This window comes from Leptospira sp. WS58.C1, from assembly GCF_040833995.1.
In the GTDB taxonomy this organism is placed as follows: domain Bacteria; phylum Spirochaetota; class Leptospiria; order Leptospirales; family Leptospiraceae; genus Leptospira_B; species Leptospira_B cinconiae.
The window spans coordinates 495,529-513,759 of the sequence record NZ_CP162137.1 but is presented as its reverse complement, the minus strand read 5'-3'; the positions used below and the strand labels follow the sequence as shown (position 1 = coordinate 513,759).

Genomic DNA, 18,231 nt, shown 5'->3' with positions numbered 1-18,231 from the left:
CGAATTTTTGGCGGCATGTATTTCACTCGTTCCTAATTCTCTAATATCACCTTCCGTTCTCTCCTTACTAACGAGTGGATATACTCGCTTTCAGGATATAGTCTCTTTCAATTAAAGGAGCAACGAAGAAGTTATTTTCCTTATATATCAATTTATTCTGATTTTCTAAATCGATCGAAGCGCTTCTTACCACAGGTTTTGCAGGATCAGCAGAAAGCCAGGAAACAAAGACCCCACCCCCAACTGCTGCCCCTTGCCCTGGTATAACGGAAACCCCCGCTGCCGCAGTAGGACTCGTTTGGTCATACTCATTGGAGGCACTCACATATACTTCTGAAATTCCCTCCGGTTTTGTCAGATCCGCTAAACTTCCAAATCTTCCACGAATACTTTTCTTCCCGGAAATTGAATCAGTATGTTCCCAGAAACTGAAGAACTTAGGTGCAGAATTTGTAATGGAATAGACGATACCACCTGACTTCTTAGCGCTCGCACTTGTAGCCATATCCATTAGGACAGGACTTCCGACAGCCGTCGCATCTAGGAAGGAAATCGGTCTCATGTATATGCGATTTCCTCTAGTATAAGAGGCTAACGCATAATCATTACTCACCGTCGTAATCCTGAAGTCGAAGATCTTATTTGTAGAAGTATTGTCCGGATCGATTTGATATTTTGCACCTAAAGCAGAGCCAGCGGTACCTCCTCCTTCAATTAGGGAACGTCCTCTAACCCAGGCGATTCCGTTTCCATCTAACCAACCTGTGATACCGCTCGTATAAGTTTGTAATCTAATTACATCATTCGCAATTAATGTAGTAGGGAGACCTCCGACAGTACAAGAAGAACTACAGGAATCTATTAATAAAGGAGTCCTAATCCCACCGCCAGGAAAGTCCATAAAGCCGGTATTAATATTATAGTTATTCCCTGTAGAAGTCAGAATACTCACCATACCCATATATCCGCTGCTCGCGAAAATTTGAGATCTATTGTAAGCAGTTCCGGTACTCGCAGCGATAGAAATATATGTGCTATTACTCGGAGTATATATAGTAAAACCTCCGCTACCATCCGGACTCAAGAGCCTGTATTGTACTGTTTGAGCGCTTATTGCAGTGGATGCATGATTCCAGAATACAAGATACCTTCCATCAGCACCACCGGCAATATCGATCGAAGAAGTAACATTCGTAGCAGGGTAGATCCTTCCCGTAGTAACCGTACCACTCGTTCCTAAGATGATATAGGTCTGATTATTTGATGGATTATTCGTATCCTCGTACGATTCCACCTTAATCGAATGATATACCAAAGAGCCGTTCGTTGCCAAAACCCCAGTTTCATACATTAACATAACTTCCCCCGTAGAATTGTCCGGGATACTCTTTGCAACGAATTTTCCGGATGCGTTTGCCGTTATGCTGACGACTTCGGAGGAAGTTCCCAGGCGAGGATCATACGCTCTTCCTTTCAACTCCTGTCCTATTTTCCAAATCGTTAATATTTGACCTTTTCCATTTGAAACGTTAATTACTTCCGTAGGAATATTTGCCGTAGAATTCAAACTAAAATCGAAATCCTTATTCGTTGCCTCTATCTTGAATACTTTTCCTGTATTCGAAGTAAGAGCCGGTAAAACTGTTCCTGCGAAATTTGTTAAGTCAGAACCGTCTGCCCAGGAATTCCAATGAGCGACCCCTTTATTATAACCTCCCATCCAGTTGATCACATTGAAGTCCGGAGAGAATCCTAAACAAGCGGAATGAGATGGATTGGTTGAACAAGTAATCGATCCATTTCCAGTCATAAGCTGTAAAAATTGAGGAGTTTCCCATAAACCGTCAGCCGGTAGACTCGTATACTGTGTGTTCCAGCTCTCGTAAAAACCGCTTTCGACAGTTAGTCTCATTTCCGGAGCGGTTAATCCTGCATGCACATATACGGTAGTTGTTCTTTCGGATACTTTCTTGATCGCAGGAGATACGGTAATTTCCGTACAATAAGGCGCCACGGTGCTATTCGGTTCACACGATTTGCTGACCGGACTAGTACTGATCGTATAAGCTTGGCTATCTCCTGGTATGCGCAATACATCATTTTGAGCAAAGGATCCTGCAACTGAAGCATGAATAGTGTCATTTGCTACAAGTATTGTAGTGTCATTGATTGCAATCGGAGCATAGAGATTTCCCTGTACTTTTCTCACTTCCGAATATCTTAAAGGCCATGCGGTTTTACGATATGCGTTATTTAAAGAAGGCCGGATATACAATTTTACGATCGCACCATCTCCGTCTACGAACGGATGTTGTGTAGGCAATTGGAAACAAAGTTTGAATACTTGGGCTTCGAAATCTATACTCTTTCCGCAACTTTTCAGTTTATACGGATCAGTTCCATTGCTCGGTATCAAATCTCTTAAGACATGATACCAGTCTGATCGAGTTCCCCCGAATCCCAAACTTATCTCTATATCTAATGCTTCTTCTGCAGTGAATTTTTTATCCTGCTTCAAAAGATTATATGTAAAATTCGTAAAATACTGCATCAACCCGCTAGTTTGCGGTGTTCCAAAATTCGGAGTAAGGTAGTTGGTGCTGTCCAGCTTTACTTCCAACTGTATTTTTTCCCCAAGTCCAGCATCACCCAAGAACCAAGAACGGCTGTCCGCATAATAAGGGTGTTTTCCAATAGACTTGAGATCCCAAAGACTATTCATTTTGAATGTCTTACCTGTCTCCAAAGGATTCGTCCCAAACTGATTCTGTTTCTGGACCAAGTCCTTTACGGAAACATAAACTAAGTCGTAATTATCCCCCGGCCAAATAATCGAATTGATCCCTTGGAGCATATAAGCGGCATTGGGAGAACTTGCATCGAACTTACGGTTTACTTTTTTTGTAGAATCATTCGGATCTGGATCTTGTATATAAGAGCTAGGGGCATAATATCTTCCTTTGGAATAAACAGCCCAAACCCCTGCTTTATCCATTTCTTCCTGAGTCCATTTGCTTACAGGTTTTTGAACACAGGCTTTACGCACCACTCCATCGGAACCTGTATAGGGAATATAATTTCCTTGTGCATCCTTCTCACATGGGATCGATGTTTGTATTCCCCCGATAGATTTGATTCCTCGCATATGCACCCTGGATTGGCCTAGAGTCGGAGCCACTTCCGTGTAATCGATTACGTAGTCATCAAATTCAATCTCTACTCCTGAACAGGCTATCTTTTGTAGAGCTCTTTCTAGGGTAATCCCTGGGGTTAAACTAACAGCAGAAGTAGTTTTACAAGGATCGGAATTATTTGCGTCACTTGCGTCAAAGGCAGCCACACGGAACATTTCGCGCTTACTTGGTCCGATAATTTTAACTAAAGATGTTCTACCTTTAGCATTCTCTTCTATTATCTTTAAATTATCTCCGGAATAATTTAGTAACGCGGATCTGTAATTCGAATCCTCCACATGGGTCATCTCATAATCTACGATGTAGATCTTAGGAGTAAATCCTCCAGCAATCGCTCTCTCAATCTCGACACTATTCAAGTTGGTTCGTTCGATCACATATGGTCCAAATTCGGATCCTCCATATACTTCGATCTCGAATACACTTCCATCCGCATTATATAACTCGAAACTTTCTACAGGAACTAATTCTCCTGTTGGTGATTCAAACATCAAAGAACAAAGTATATGTTTAAGTTTTACGGGCATATTCACGGATTGATTCTTAATGTACAATGCCGCCCTAACATAACCTCCATTCGGCTGAGTCGTCACTTTATTCTGTGTATTGCCGGATCGATCGGATCTGTATTGCCTTGCCTTTTGGCTGGAAGCATTGGACTTAACGGAAGTCGCATCAGAATCGATATTGTTTTTAAATGGTCTATCTGCCCATTTTGTAGTAGTACTAGACATGGAATTGCTTGCTTCCCAGCTTGCACTATAACTTGCCCCATAATTGGCTCCTCCAGAGGCAACTGCAGTATCCACCGAAACGCTCGCTGAAACACTACCGCTTACACTCGCACCAGCACTAGCCGAAGAACTATATTGATCCTGGAATTGTACGGTTTTTAAATTCAATTCACTCTGATGAATTTTTTCGGTTCCTTCATCTTTAGTGGACTCAATATCATCTGAATTTAATTCGCTCTCAACATTGTTCGCCGTCGTTTGGCCTTCTTCTAAAACGGCTACTTTCATAGTAATTGGCGGAGCAATGAGCGAATCCACCATCGGATAATCGGCCACCCAAACATTGGTAGTAGTCTCGTACTGGTTCAGTATTCCGTCCCCGTCGAAATCGTTTACGATTGTCGTTCCTGTAGGATCGATCGCTCCCATCAACGCAGCAGCTTTCACTTTCGTTCCAGGAGGAACACTAAATAGATCATTGATCGGGATTACCGGAGTCCCTCCACCTGGAATCCCCCCTCTATCCTTGATTAAAGGGACTGTTCTAGTTGCAAGCCAAGTAGCCTTGGATAGATCTACATCTCCTCCTCTCCAAAGATTAAAATCACCGAAACAACTGATCGTGGAAAATATTCCAAAGCCAACGAGAAAACGGGATAAAATTTCTACGCCTAATCCGTATTTATTTAAATTTTTCATAATATTCTAATACCTATTTCAGAGTTTTCTCGTATATTTCAGAAGGACAATTTTGCCTTGAGAGAATATTCCCTTTCAATTAATGGAGAAACGAAGAAGTTGTTCGCGCCGTAAGGAAGGATGGAAGAATTAACCAGATCCAAAACCTGGCCTTTAACAATCCCCGGACTTGTCTCTTGAGACAGCCAAGTCACTAAGGCTTTACGATTATAAGTAACTCCCCCATCTGTTGACCAAATCTTATAACTGGTCACAGGAGAAGTTTGGTCACCTACATTCGAAGTACTTAATATAATTTCAGAAAGTCCCTCAGGCTTCGCAAAGTCGTTTAGCCTTCCGATCCTTCCTCTGATCGTTTTTTTGGATGTTGAAGCATCTGTATGCTCCCAACCCACCAAATATTTCAAATCCGAATAAGCCGTAGACCCGTAGAAGATCATTGTGGAAGTCGGCTTCCTTGAGGAAGCAGTCGATGATGAATCCAGGGCGAGAGCATTAACGAATGAATTTCCTTCCTTAATGTTTATAGGCCTAACGTAAACCCTGGTTCCTTTCGTATAAGTGAGAATGGCCGTTTCCACAAATGACAACATCGCAAGTTGTAAATTCGAGTTTTGCCCTCCCGTAGCATCGCTCAGAACTATATTTGCCGAACCGATTGGTGCCGCGTTCTGGCCGGAAGCCATATCGAATCCTCTTCCGGTGATAATTCCATTTCCATCCAACCAAGCGACAAAGCCTCGATAATATGGGTTAGTGACTACATACAGACCCACGTAAGCTCCTCCAGTTACCAAGCTGGAGATTGAGCCTGTGCCAGATCCTACAGCTACAATCTGCCGATTATATACAGGTAAAAAAGGAGCTGTCCCTGTAGTTAAAGTGACAGGAGGGGAACTGATCAATCCAGCACTGTTAATATCGTTCGTTGAGAAAGCAGCAATCCCATAGGTATTACTTGCAGTAACCTGGGCGTAGGAAATTATTCCAGTATTTGTCCCGTCTAAAGCAGAAGCAGAAATAAGTAATTTAGAGCCGTTTGCTACGTTCCAATTACTTAGGAAAGTAAATTCGGTCCCGGAATTAGGTACGGCATTTCCATTCCCCGCTATACTAACAATCTTACCGTAACCAGAATGATAGGTATTCGAACCACCATTTGCAGCGGTAGCATTCCAAACCAAAACATTATGGTCACCATTCGGAAGAAGATCTATGGAAGATTGAGTCCCAGCAAGATAGGATCGATTGCTCACCATCGTCGCTCCAGGAGTGGTAGCTAATGTACCATCCGGATCGATCTTAATTCTATTCACTATGATAGTATCATTCGGGTTCGTTGTTTGAGATTCATAGGCGACAAGCACGATCCCGTTCGTATTATCTTTTGCCACAACCTTAGAATTCGCCATCAAGGCAGAAGTGTTCAACTGAACCACCGAGGAGAAAGTTCCAGTAGCTATATCATAAACCCTTCCGAATAAGTTGACTCCATTCTTCCAAATCGTAAGACTCTTCCCTCCTATAGTAAGATTGATAGGTTCAGTACCAGTACTAGTACTGATACTGAAATCACTTGAATTCGGTTCTAGTCGATAAGATCTACCAGTATTCGGAGTTACCAGATAAGGAAGGCCTCCTTGCACAAAGCTGCTAAGATTTCCTCCATCCGACCAAGAATTCCAATGAGCTACTCCTAGATTATCTCCACCTAACCAATTTAAAATGGAGTAATCCGTTGTTATTCCTAAACAACTAATGCTAAACGAATACGTGGCGCAATTAACAGGCGTATTGCTCGTAAAAAGAGTAAGGTATTGTGGAGTTTCCCAAAGGCCCGGAGTCGGAGAACTCGTAAAACTTGAATATTGCGTATTCCAATCCGTAAAAAATCCGTTCTCTACGGCAAGTCTTACGTTAGGCTGAGTCAGTCCCGCCAATACATAAACAGATGTAGTTCTCCTAGCAGGTAGCTTAATAGGAGTGCTAGACTGCAGCGTAATGAGTCTGCATAAAGAAGGATTAGAAGTTCCTGGCTCGCATTGAGAATCGGTGGAAGCAACTGCTTGGATTGTGTATGTATTAGAATCTCCGAAAACTCGTAAAGAATCCCCGGCAGCAAACGATCCTCCACCGTCGGAAATAATACTAGACGAAGAGATTAGTAAACTCGTATTATCTTTTGCTATCGGAGCATATAAATTTGCTTGAACCTTTCTTACTTCAGAATACTTCAAAGGCCAAGCCGCTCTGCGATAAGCACTATTCAAAGTTGGACGAATATAGAGTTTCACTAAACTGATTTCTGGATCTGCAGATACATGTTTTTTAGGAAGCTGAATGCAAACTTTAAAAATCTGGTTCGTGTGATCCAAAGATTTTCCACAACTCATTAATTTGTATTTATCTGTTTCGGATGGAGAAGATGTGTAAGGAATTACTCCTTTCCGAATATGCATCCACTCGGACCGTTCTCCTCCAATCCCCAAGCTGATCTCAAAATCCATCGCCTGGTCCATGTCATAACGATCTTCCGTAATTTTTCCGTAGGAATATGAGAAATCCGTAAAATACTGAAATACTCCTGCAGTCTGCGGAGTTCCAAAATTTGCTTGGAGATAATTTGTGCTTTCTAACTTGATTTCAAGCTGAACCTTTTCTCCGAAACCTGCGTCTCCGAGAAATAAAGATTGAGTGCTTGGATAATACGGATGAGCCCCTACTGATGCAAGGTCCCAAGTTGTATTAAGTTTATAAGAAGTATCAATCGTTTCTAAAGGATTTGTTCCGAACTGTTGTTGTTTTTTTAAAAGATCCTTTAAGGCAACATAAACTATATCGTATGTATCCCCGGCCCAAACGGTAGATTCTACCCCTTTCACCATAAAGGCTGGCAAAGTGGTCGCTGAAGCGTCAAAGATACGTTTAGTTTTATTCTGCCCTTCTCCATCGTAATAATACGCAGTCGGAGAATAATACTTCCCCTTGGAATATATCGCCCAGATTCCGGCCTTCTCCTCCTCTTCTTTCGTCCATTGGCTAATAGGCTTCTGAACACAGGCAGTTCTAGTCTGCCCATCCGATCCGATTTTATCCACTCTTGGAGTTTCACAAGGAACTACAGTCTGAATCCCCCCTAAAGATTTTATACCTTTAATATGAAGTTTAGATTCTCCTAATGTAGGAGCAATTTCTGAAAAATCGATCACGTAATCATCGAATTCTATATCCATGATCCCGGAACAAGAAATTCGCATTAAGGCATTCTTCAAAGAAATACCCGGAACTAAAGCACCTGCAGTTTTAACTTTACAAGGATTCGAATCATTTGTATCGATCGCGTCAAAAGCAGTAACCCGATACATTTCTCGCTTATTCGGTCCGATAATTTTAACTAAGGCTGTTCTCCCTTTTGCATTTTCTTCTATTACTTTCAAATTATCGCCAGAGAAGTTTAAGAGTGAGGATTGATAGTTCGAATCCTTCACGTGAGTCATTTCATAATCTACGATAAAAATTTTCGGATTGTATCCGAGAGCGATTGCTCTCTCCACTTCAAAACCGTTTAGTCCGGTCTTTTCGATCACGTAAGGTCCGAATTCGGTATCCCCATACACTTCTATTTCAAACGGACTCCCATCTCCCTTTAACAAACGGAAACTTTCCACAGGGATCAATTCACCAGTTTGTGTCTCGAACATCAAAGAGCAGAGGATGTTTTTCAATTTAACCGGCATATTCACCGAATTATTTTTTATATAAAGGGCTGCACGAACATAACCACCATCAGGCTTAGTGGTCATTTCACTTGCCGTCTTTACTGATTTATCTGCTCTATATTTTCTAGATTTTTGGCTAGAGGCATTCGCCTTTAGATTTTGAGAGTCGGAGTCTAAATTATTCTTAAAAGGACGATCCGCCCATTTAGTCGTGGTTGCAGAGACAGAGTTACTTGCTTCCCAACTGGAGCTTGCACTCATTCCAAAATTCATACCCGCCTCGACCGGACCAACCCCTCCCTTTACCCCGTACTCTACACTAGCACTAACGGAGCCTGATCCTGAGACAGTACTGCTGTATGAATCCTGAAACTGAACTGTCCTAAGATTCAATTCCGTTTGGTGTATTTTTTCAGATCCCTCTGAAATTCCAGATTCAAGATCATCCGCACTAATTTCATTCGCCAAATCATCTTGCAGAGTGGTGCCCTGTTTCCAAACTGCTACTTTCATCGTGATTGGAGGTGCAATAGATGCTTCTACAACTGGATAATCAGCTACCCAAACATTTGTCGTAGTTTCATTAACATTTAAAATACCATCCCCATCGAAATCATCTCCGATGGTAGTTCCAGTTGGATCAATTGCTCCTCCGAGCGAACTAATGCTTACTTTTGTTCCGGGGGCAAACTTAAATAGTTGGCTTACAGGAACGGGCGTCGAACCTCCTCCAGGCAATCCACCACGATCTGTAATTAGAGGAACTTTCTCAGCAACCAACCAAGTCGCTTTGGATAAATCCACATTACCACGATTCCAAAAATTCATATCGCTTAAGCATGATACGAATGGCAGAAAAAAAATAATCAGAAGATAATACCTAGTTATCCTAACAAACTGTTTCATTAACAGGAACCTCCGGTTCTCATCACTTTTGAAAACCAAATCCAAAATACAAAATGCGCCGGACAAATTTCTCAAACCAGGTCTGACTTTTTTGACCAGGTGCAAAATTTTATTCACAGTTCTGCCCGATTCGTCTTTGAACCGAAACATAACTTTGGCGTTTGAATGGACGTTTCGAAAAAGTTCCCTTTTTTGTCTAATTTTTTGTGTGAAACTTAAAAAATATTCTGAAAACGTTTAGAAAATAGGCAGTGATTCTTCTTAAATGAAACTAACGGATAAAATTTTTGGAACTTTTTCTCCCAGTTGGGAGATTCTAGAAAAATTAGAACGTATCCCATAACGGATACTTTATGTTATTCTAATACGGGATATTCCTCCCGGAGATTTCCAACAAAAACAGGAACTTAATATTTTCATAATGTCATTATTGCTGCGTTTGGAAATTATTTATTTATAAAATGATCATGCTGAATACGGATAACTCGGAAATCAAATTATAAAATCCTCCCACTCCTCTTGATCTATAACATGAATATGTTTTTTATCAAACTGTTCCACCTTGAATCCAATCTGTCCCTTATTGGATGGGAATATCTCATTTGGGATAAGGAAAGTTCGCATATAAATCTGAAAATCAGCTTACGTTCCTCGATCATCCAGATGTTAATTTTATAAAAATCAAAAATCCATTGTCTCCACTTATTACTATATAATTTATTTATAATATAACTAAATTATATCAACCCTCTGAGACCGTTATCCGACTAAAAAATGAGACATATCTTTCCTTCATCATTCTTGCGAAATCCAACTATGATCCGTTTAGAAGTTGCGAACAAATGTTCAACAAAAACGAACACTGTTCCAAAGGCGGATATTTCCTGGAATTTTCCTTGTCGGGAATCCGGGCAGAATCCATCTTTTACCAGAACAATCGTTCTACTTTAAACGGATCGAGACCTTTCCAATACGATCCGATGGTTCAAAATTTCGTTATACGAGGACATAAGAGGGATCCAAATGGCAAAACAATTCGAAGGTAAAGTTGCATTAGTCACGGGAGCTGCATCTCCCAGAGGTTTAGGTCGCGCTATCGCCAATACGATCGCAAGAGACGGTGGAGACGTGGTTGTAGTAGACTTAAATAAGGAACAGATCGAGCAGGCTGCTGCCGATATCGCGAAAGAATTCGGCGTTAAAACCTTAGGCTTTCCGGTAAATGTCACTAAGCCGGAAGATTGCGACGCTGCGATTAGCGCCGTTAAAGAAAAATTCGGAAAACTCGACTTCTTAGTAAACAATGCGGGAGTTTTAAAAGATAATCTTTTTATCAGAATGAGCGAGCAAGAGTTCGATTTTGTGATGGATGTGAACGCAAAAGGTGTGTTCCTGATGACCAAAGCAGCATCTAAACTTCTTCTGAAAGCTCCTTCCGGTAGAATTGTGAACATATCTTCTCTCTCCGGTCTTTCCGGTCAACCTGGCCAAGCGAACTATTCTTCTTCTAAGGCTGCGGTAATCGCTCTTACTAAAGTTGCTGCAAGAGAATTTTCAGGCAGAGGTGTTCTTGTAAACGCAGTCTGTCCTGGTTATGTACAGACAGACATGACTGCTTCTCTTCCGGAAGAAGTTCAGAAAAAACTTACCGACCCTATGTTCATTCCTTTGAAGAGACCTGGAACTCAACAAGAGATCGCTGACGCTGTAGAATTCTTCCTTTCCGACAAAGCATCTTATATCACCGGTGTTTTCTTGAGGGTAGACGGCGGCGCCGGTATCGGAATGTAAGGAGTTAGTTATGAGAGAAGTAGCAATCATCGGGGCCTATGAAACGGTCCACGGCAATCATAAAGACAGAACTCTTCGTGACCTAGTCACCGAAGCGGGTAACGGAGCCATCAAGGATTCCGGTATAGACAGAAAGGAAATCCAAGCTGTTTATGTTGGGAATTACGCCGGAAATGAGTTTAATGCGCAAAACACCATGGGATCTTACGCAGCCAACTTACTTGGATTAGGCGATCGTCCTGCGATCCGTACAGAAGGAGCCTGTGCTTCCGGCGGGATCGCGATGAGACAAGGTGTTCTTGCCGTTGCATCGGGCCTGTACGATACAGTTTTAGTTCTGGGTGTGGAAAAAATGAACGGCCTTGATCCCGAAACTACGATGGAGATCGTAGCAAGAGGGCAAGACCAGGATGTAGAAGGCGGTTATTGTATTTCCGGTCCTTCCGGTTTTGCGTTAAATGCGATCCGTCACATGCACGAATTCGGAACCACCAAGGAAATGTTAGCAACCGTTGCCGAAAAAAACTATTTCCATGGTAGCCTAAATCCGTTCGCTCATAAACAAAAAGAGATCTCCTTCAATAATATTATGAGAGCAAGAATGGTTACTACTCCATTCGGTTTTCATGATGTTTCCTTGGTTACGGATGCTTCTGCGGCAGTTGTGATCACTACGAAAGAAAGAGCAAAATCAGTCCGTAAAGACTATGTGGTAGTAAAAGGTTCCGGGATCGGTGGAGATTACTTCAATGTGGCTCTTAAAAAAGATTCCGTTAGCTTCCCCGCTTCTGTGCAAGCAGCTACTGAGGCTTTTAAAATGGCCGGCGTGGAAAGAAAGGATATCGACGTTTTAGAATGCCATGACTGTTTCACTATCACAGAGATCATCAATATAGAAGATCTTGGCTTTGTAGAAAAGGGAAAAGGCGGCCAATTCACCAAAGACGGCCATACTCGATTGGGCGGTAAACTCCCTGTAAACACTTCGGGCGGTTTAAAAGCTAAAGGCCATCCGGTCGGAGCTACAGGTGTAGGTCAGGTTGTGGAGATGACTTTCCAACTCAGAGACCAATCCGAAAAACGCCAAGTTGCAAATGCTCGCACGGCCTTAACCCATGTTTTAGGCGGCCCGGGTGCCGTTAGTATCGTGCATATTCTGCAGAGGGGGGAATAATGGCGGAGATTATGGAAGCTCATTCTTTGACGGGAAAAAAATGTAAGTCCTGCGGATTCGAGGCTACGGATCCCGTAGTATCCTGCACGAATTGCGGATCGGAAGACGTGGAAGTTAAAACTTTTTCAGGAAAAGGAAAAGTATATACTTACACCGTTGTTCATGTCGGATTCGGACATTTGGCTCCGAGAGCGCCTTACGTTCTTGCCGTTATCGAGCTGGAAGAAGGTGCTAAAACAATGAGTATCATCGAAGGAGAATACCAAGGCAAACCGGTCACTGAATCTGTGGCGATCGATATGCCTGTTCTATTCGATAGAACGGAAACTTCGACGGGATTTATTTTTAAACCTGCTTGATCAAAAAAGGAAAGCGGGGTGGGACTTCCCCGCTTTTGTTTTACAAAAAACGAATAAGTCCGATTCTCTCCCATTCTTAGAAATCGATATTAAGAATCAGCTCCGGATAGTTTGACAAAAGTCAACGTACGTCCCCTTCTCCCTGGGAATGAAATTATTTGCGGATTTTCTCCCGACAATACCGTGACAAAAAGTTCTTTGCTTTCTCTTTCTAAAAAAGAAACTTGGAACCAATATAAAGGAGTAATCCATGAAAACTCGGGCAATCCTGATTTCCCTTTTTGTTTCCATTCTCTCCCTCACTTTTTTATTGAACTGCGGAGATAAAGAAAAACCGAAAGAAGAAGCTGCACCTGTAGCAAGCGCAGCAACTTTAAGTCCGGAAATAGAAGAAGGTAAAAAACTTTTTCTTGAAAACGGATGTAACGCATGCCACGGAGATACTGGTGCCGGAGACGGAGCAGCTGCGGCTAGCTTGAATCCAAAACCTAGAAATTACAAGGCGCCGGCAAATGAATGGAAAAACGGTCCAACAGAAGCTGGAATCCTGAAAACTTTGAACAACGGAATTCCAAGCAACCCTGTGATGACTTCTTACAAGTTCTTAGGCGACGAAAAACTTAAGAAAATTGCTAAGTACGTAATTTACCTGAACCAAAATTAATACCGATACTTTGGGGGTCCGAAAGGACTCCCACCTTGATTTTTTCCCACTTTTCTTCTGGAAGTTTTCCACCCCCATTTCAACCTAGCTTTGTGAGCCAATCCACTTCTTTACCACATTGCGATAGTTGCGGAACGGACAGAAAATCCCCTCTTTCGAGAGAGGTGAAAACCTACGGAAATTGGGCCTGGTTTTTGATCCTTTTCGGGATCTCTTCCAAACCTACTACTGTTTCTTTTCAATGTTCCCGATGCGGCCAAATTTTCGACAGACTTTCTCCGGAGGAGCTAGAGCACTACGTTTAACGGACGAGTTCCCTTAAGCAGACGTTTTTCCTCAGGAAACGGGATTGACTGTCTTCGGGAGGGAAGGTCTTTTGTGCTAAATAAGGCAGATGTCTGACGAATTCAAAATAAACGTGGATCTTGAACCCAATGTCCCGGTGATCCATATCTCTGGAGAAATTACTTCCGAGGCGGATGACGAAATTTTAGGGAAATACCAATCCATACCGGAACAACGTAGGACCAGAGTGATTTTGAATTTTCACGGAACGTCTTACATCAATTCCGCGGGACTTGCAACCTTGATCAGTTTGATTACCAAAGCAAGCGAGTCCTCTTCTAAGATCGAGTTTGCAGGCCTAAACGACCATTTTAGAAAAGTGATGGATATAGTCGGTCTTACGGATTTCGTTTTAATCCACAATACTCTACAAGAAGCTCTTAGTTAAGGGATCAGTCCCTTCTTCTTAAAATCTTCCACAACTAATTCCAGATCCTCGGGTGTGTCCACGCTTAATGCGGCACGACTTGTTATGTACACTCCGATAGAATACCCTGCTTCCATTGCTCTAAGTTGTTCCAGTGATTCCGATTCTTCTAACGCGCTAGGAGGAAGTTCCGGATATCCAAGTAAGAAGTCTCTATCGTATCCGTAAATCCCAAGATGTCTATAAGCAGGGACCGTTTTTTTGAATTGGCTAGGGATTGCAGAACGGGAGAAGTAAAGCGCCTTACCGTTTTTGTCTAAAACCACTTTCACCCGATTCGGATCCGAAATTTCCTTTTCTTCCAATCGGACAGCTGCGGTGCTCATCGCCCAATCGGGCCTTTCCAGTTTGAGTTTCGCTACTCCGTCAATGAGTTCGGATTCTATCCCGGGTTCGTCGCCTTGGATATTGATTATAATTCCGGAATCCGGATATTTTAGTGCAACTTCTCGAATCCTATCCGTACCGGAGGGATGATCAGGAGAAGTCATTATCGCCTTACCACCGTTATCCGAAACGATTCGGGCGATTCGTTCGTCGTCGGTAGCAACTACAACTTCGTGAAGAAGAGAAGACTGGACAGAATTCTTATATGTCCAGGCGATCATCGGAAGGTCCCCGATCTTGGCTAACGGTTTGCCGGGAAATCGGGAACTTCCATATCTTGCGGGTATGACCCCTAGGATTTTCGGTTTTGTCATCAGTTGACGATAAATTCTGTGAAGTACACTTCTTGGATCTTTCCGTCGGAGAGAATGTGATTGATCTGAGCCTTAATTTCTTCTCTCAAATCCAACTGATCTTCCACATCGATCAGATCGTCCTTGGTTTTTCTTCCTATGATCAGGTTCACCAAATCCCTCATCTGAGCGATCCTTTCCGCAAGTTCCGCTGTGATCTTTGCGTCGTCTCTTGCCACTCCGAAAGATAATTTCATCTTCACGAAATGTGTCTCTCCCTTATCCGCAGTATTGATCCTGAACTCTTCCTGGAATTGGAAGGTCATGAGTGGCGGAGGAGGTTTTACCAAAGCCACGTTTTTCATCTCACGGAAAGTGCTAGTTGCCGCCTGTTTCGCTACGAACATGGAAACAAGTACAACTATGATAATTCCGAATACGGCACCGGCAATATAGATCAGCCATTTGATGAGCGGAGACGAGCCGGCGCCGGCATCCGCCGCGGGTAAACCGCCTTCTTCCTCGTCTATTTCGGGATCGCCCATGGGTATTCTCCTTTTACTCTTCTATAATCCACTTTCGGTGGAAGTTTCCGAACCCGGAACGCGGCTCTTAGGTAGGCCGAAATTGGATTCGTATTCGCTTCGTTTAGTGGATTTTTCCGTTAAAATTACGATATCAATTCTTCTGTTGAATGCTTTTGCTTCCGGAGTTCCTTGGTTCTCCACAACAAGCGGTCTATAAGATCCAAAACTCACAGCCTGGAACCAACTAGGGTCCAATTTTCCTACACCTACGATATAGTCAGTGGAGTTGATCGCTCTTGCTCCCGCTAGGTCCCAATTATTCAAATAAGTCCTCTCTTCCCTACTGGGATTGGCGCCGGGAAGTACTGCATCAGCATCGCAGTGACCTTCTACCCTAACGAATCTTTCCAATCCTTTGATGAGTCCACTAGCTTTTTTTAATGTACTTTTGATCGGTTCCTGCAAGATCGCGGAGCCGGGATTAAAATAATCCGCTCCTACCAGGCTTATAACAAGACCTCTTTCGTCTTCCGTTACTCGCACTTTCCCTGCTTCAATCTCAGGTTTGAATAATTCCGTGGCAGTCTTTTTGGATTTAGAAAGCGCCTTCCCCGTGGTCATGGAAGGAAGACTTTCTATGTTCATTCCCATCTCTTCCAATTTTCCTTTGGAAAGAGTTTGGCCTCCGTCAAAAAATCCGGTAGTGGTTTTGAACGCAGATAGAATGATCTGCATCTCTATCGCATTCGTTTTACCTGTACGATACAACATGATGAAGAAGCAAAGAAGAAGTGTAACCATGTCTCCATAAGTAAGCATGTACTCTGGAATATTCTGGATACATTCTGGACATTTGGATTTTGCCATATTCTTCTACCGAAATAAATCTTAATCGTTTTCGTCTTTTAATACGCCGCGTTCGCCAGGTGGCAGATAACTTGCGAGTTTATCTTTCACGATACGAGGGTTATCCCCGGATTGGATGGAGAGTGTACCTTCTATCATGATCTGTCTTATTAATAGTTCGTCCGAGGATTTACGCATGAGCTTTTTCATAATGGGAATAGCTATGATATTCGCCCCCATGGATCCGTACAATGTGGTGATCAATGCGGCCGCCATTCCCGTTCCGATCGCACTCGCGTCTCCCGATCCGAGGTTCTTCAACATTTGGACCAATCCGATCAGAGTTCCAATCATCCCGAATGCGGGAGCAAGAGCTCCCCAGTTTTCCCACCAGGATTTTCCGGCATTATGTCTGGAGGCAATATTACTCATTTCGGTTTCCATAATATTCCGAACAAGTTCCGGGTCTGTACCGTCCACGACCAGGGTGATTCCCTTTCTTAAAAATTCTTCCGGAAGTTCGTTCACGTCGTCTTCCAAAGCGAGTAGACCCTCTCTTCTTGCTTTCTCGGAGAAGGATACTAAAGTTTTTATAAGTCCTATGAGGTCGCTTTTTTCTTCTCTAAAAGCCTTACGAGTTACCTTTCCCAAGTCTAAGGTATTTTGCCAAGGGACCGCCATAACCGTACAAGCGGTCGCTCCTCCGAATGTGATCAATACGGAAGGCACGTCCACAATATCGATCGGATTTAGTCCGGCGGAAAGAACCCCGAAAGTGAATACTACGATTGCGGAGCCGAAGCCTATGATTGTAGCTATATCCATTGTAGTTTAATCTGCCCTCTTAAATTGATCCGGCGCGGAACCAAAAGGAAACACCAGCACTCGTTTTTTGAACTCCAAAATTTTTTCGATCACTTCAGGTATACTTTCTTGGACCACATATTTTCTATCATTAGACAAAGTGATCGTTGTATCCGGATTGGCCTCGATACATTCTATATGAGAGGCGTTTAGAACGAATTCATTTCCTTTCAATCTATGTAAAGTAATCAAACGCCCCTCCTTTTTCCAGAGTTCTTGTTTATAGTCTCGACCGTCTTTTGGATTTGGATGATGAATTTTTCCTCCGTAAAACGGTTTACCGAGGCCTGAAAGTCCTTGGATTTCCATTCTTTTCGGTCGGATTCCTCTAAGCTAGCGTTCAATGCTTCGACCGTTTGCTCTCGGAAGAATAGCCCGGTCTTTCCGGAGACCACCGTCTCTAAGGCTCCTCCCTTTCCAAATGCCAAAACAGGGGTACAATAGCCTTGCGCTTCAACCGGTGCGATCCCGAAATCTTCCATTCCGGGAAAAATGAATGTTTTGGCCTTGGCCATATACTCTTGCACTTCATTCCTTGGCCTATGAGGCAAGATCTCCACATTCGGCGGAAGTTCTTTTACGAGTTTCTTATATTCTTGGCCGCTTCCTAAAATTTTTAGAGGTCTCCCGTTCTTTCTGTATGCCTCTATTGCCAAATCGATCCGTTTATATGGAGCAAATGCGGAAACGATCAGATCGAAATTTTCCTTCTTCTCAGTTTTAACCTTAAACCCTTTTGGCAAACAAGGAGGATAAACTACCTTGGAATTCCTTCTATAAAACTTTTGGATCCTTCTGGAAACGAATTCCGAGTTGCATAAAAAAGAATCCACTCTATTGGAAGAAACGGAGTCCCAGGTACGAAGATAATTGGAAACAAATTGGAAGGCAAAAAACTTCAATCCGCTTCTGGCGGGAAAATAATCATAGTACAAATCCCAAACGTATCTCATTGGAGAATGTACATAACTAATATGGATCGCATCAGGATCGGGGATCACACCTTTTGCAACACAATGAGAAGAAGATACTATCAGATCATACCCTCGAAGATCCAAGGATTCGATTGCGGTCGGAAATAAAGGAAGATACCAACGGTATTTGGACTTGAAAGGGAGCCTATCGGTGAATGCGGTTATGATCCTTCTGTTTTCGATCCTTTCGTTTAATTTTCCTTTTTCATAAAAAAGGGTAAATAGATCGGCATCCGGAAATACTTTCAGGATGGAATCGAGTACGATCTCTCCACCCCTCATTCCGTTCAGCCAATCATGGATCACTGCGACTTTCATAGATACTAGG

14 protein-coding genes are annotated in these 18,231 nt (G+C 42.7%); 6 read left to right on the top strand and 8 right to left on the bottom strand.

Going from position 1 to position 18,231, the window contains the following annotated elements:
- Positions 1–67 precede the first annotated feature (67 nt).
- Positions 68–4,627, bottom strand: coding sequence for an LIC12048 family lipoprotein (locus AB3N61_RS02410; protein ID WP_367898386.1), 4,560 nt, complete (start codon positions 4,625–4,627; stop codon positions 68–70).
- Positions 4,628–4,665: 38 nt separating this feature from the next.
- A complete protein-coding gene (locus AB3N61_RS02405) occupies positions 4,666–9,252 on the bottom strand; it encodes an LIC12048 family lipoprotein (RefSeq protein WP_367898385.1) in 4,587 nt (1,528 codons plus the stop codon).
- A gap of 1,023 nt (positions 9,253–10,275) precedes the next feature.
- On the opposite strand from AB3N61_RS02405, the gene AB3N61_RS02400 reads away from it, so the two are divergent.
- The 6 genes from AB3N61_RS02400 to AB3N61_RS02375 all read left to right on the top strand — a co-directional run bounded on the left by AB3N61_RS02400 (position 10,276) and on the right by AB3N61_RS02375 (position 13,973).
- Positions 10,276–11,043, top strand: a complete 768-nt coding sequence (locus AB3N61_RS02400; RefSeq protein WP_020769635.1) for a glucose 1-dehydrogenase — start codon at positions 10,276–10,278, stop codon at positions 11,041–11,043.
- A 10-nt stretch (positions 11,044–11,053) separates the two neighbouring features.
- Positions 11,054–12,217, top strand: a complete 1,164-nt coding sequence (locus AB3N61_RS02395; protein ID WP_020769796.1) for a thiolase domain-containing protein — start codon at positions 11,054–11,056, stop codon at positions 12,215–12,217.
- Positions 12,217–12,576 (top strand): Zn-ribbon domain-containing OB-fold protein, encoded by a 360-nt coding sequence (locus AB3N61_RS02390; protein WP_020769698.1) that lies wholly within the window; start codon positions 12,217–12,219, stop codon positions 12,574–12,576. The genes AB3N61_RS02395 and AB3N61_RS02390 overlap by 1 nt, the downstream gene beginning before the upstream one ends.
- Positions 12,577–12,826: 250 nt before the next feature.
- Positions 12,827–13,240: a c-type cytochrome gene (locus tag AB3N61_RS02385; RefSeq protein ID WP_020769641.1), complete on the top strand. Its 414-nt coding sequence runs from the start codon at positions 12,827–12,829 to the stop codon at positions 13,238–13,240.
- A gap of 92 nt (positions 13,241–13,332) precedes the next feature.
- Positions 13,333–13,545, top strand: coding sequence for a hypothetical protein (locus AB3N61_RS02380; RefSeq protein ID WP_036089569.1), 213 nt, complete (start codon positions 13,333–13,335; stop codon positions 13,543–13,545).
- A gap of 89 nt (positions 13,546–13,634) precedes the next feature.
- Positions 13,635–13,973 (top strand): STAS domain-containing protein, encoded by a 339-nt coding sequence (locus tag AB3N61_RS02375; RefSeq protein WP_020769614.1) that lies wholly within the window; start codon positions 13,635–13,637, stop codon positions 13,971–13,973.
- Here the strand turns inward: AB3N61_RS02375 and kdsB are convergent.
- From kdsB to AB3N61_RS02345, 6 genes are read right to left on the bottom strand one after another with little or no spacing between them, the layout of a single operon-like run.
- Positions 13,970–14,713: a 3-deoxy-manno-octulosonate cytidylyltransferase gene (gene kdsB, locus AB3N61_RS02370; protein WP_020769889.1), complete on the bottom strand. Its 744-nt coding sequence runs from the start codon at positions 14,711–14,713 to the stop codon at positions 13,970–13,972. The genes AB3N61_RS02375 and kdsB overlap by 4 nt on opposite strands.
- The gene (gene fliL, locus AB3N61_RS02365; protein WP_008591739.1) at positions 14,713–15,237 is read right to left on the bottom strand and encodes a flagellar basal body-associated protein FliL; all 525 of its coding nucleotides are present in this window, start codon (positions 15,235–15,237) and stop codon (positions 14,713–14,715) included. The genes kdsB and fliL overlap by 1 nt, the downstream gene beginning before the upstream one ends.
- Positions 15,238–15,258: 21 nt before the next feature.
- The gene (gene motB, locus AB3N61_RS02360; RefSeq protein WP_020769791.1) at positions 15,259–16,086 is read right to left on the bottom strand and encodes a flagellar motor protein MotB; all 828 of its coding nucleotides are present in this window, start codon (positions 16,084–16,086) and stop codon (positions 15,259–15,261) included.
- A 21-nt stretch (positions 16,087–16,107) separates the two neighbouring features.
- Positions 16,108–16,890, bottom strand: a complete 783-nt coding sequence (locus tag AB3N61_RS02355; RefSeq protein WP_020769716.1) for a motility protein A — start codon at positions 16,888–16,890, stop codon at positions 16,108–16,110.
- Between the two features lie 6 nt (positions 16,891–16,896).
- Positions 16,897–17,121: a flagellar FlbD family protein gene (locus tag AB3N61_RS02350; RefSeq protein ID WP_020769802.1), complete on the bottom strand. Its 225-nt coding sequence runs from the start codon at positions 17,119–17,121 to the stop codon at positions 16,897–16,899.
- Positions 17,118–18,221, bottom strand: coding sequence for a glycosyltransferase (locus tag AB3N61_RS02345; protein WP_020769747.1), 1,104 nt, complete (start codon positions 18,219–18,221; stop codon positions 17,118–17,120). Before AB3N61_RS02345 ends, AB3N61_RS02350 begins: the two co-directional genes overlap by 4 nt.
- Positions 18,222–18,231 lie beyond the last annotated feature (10 nt).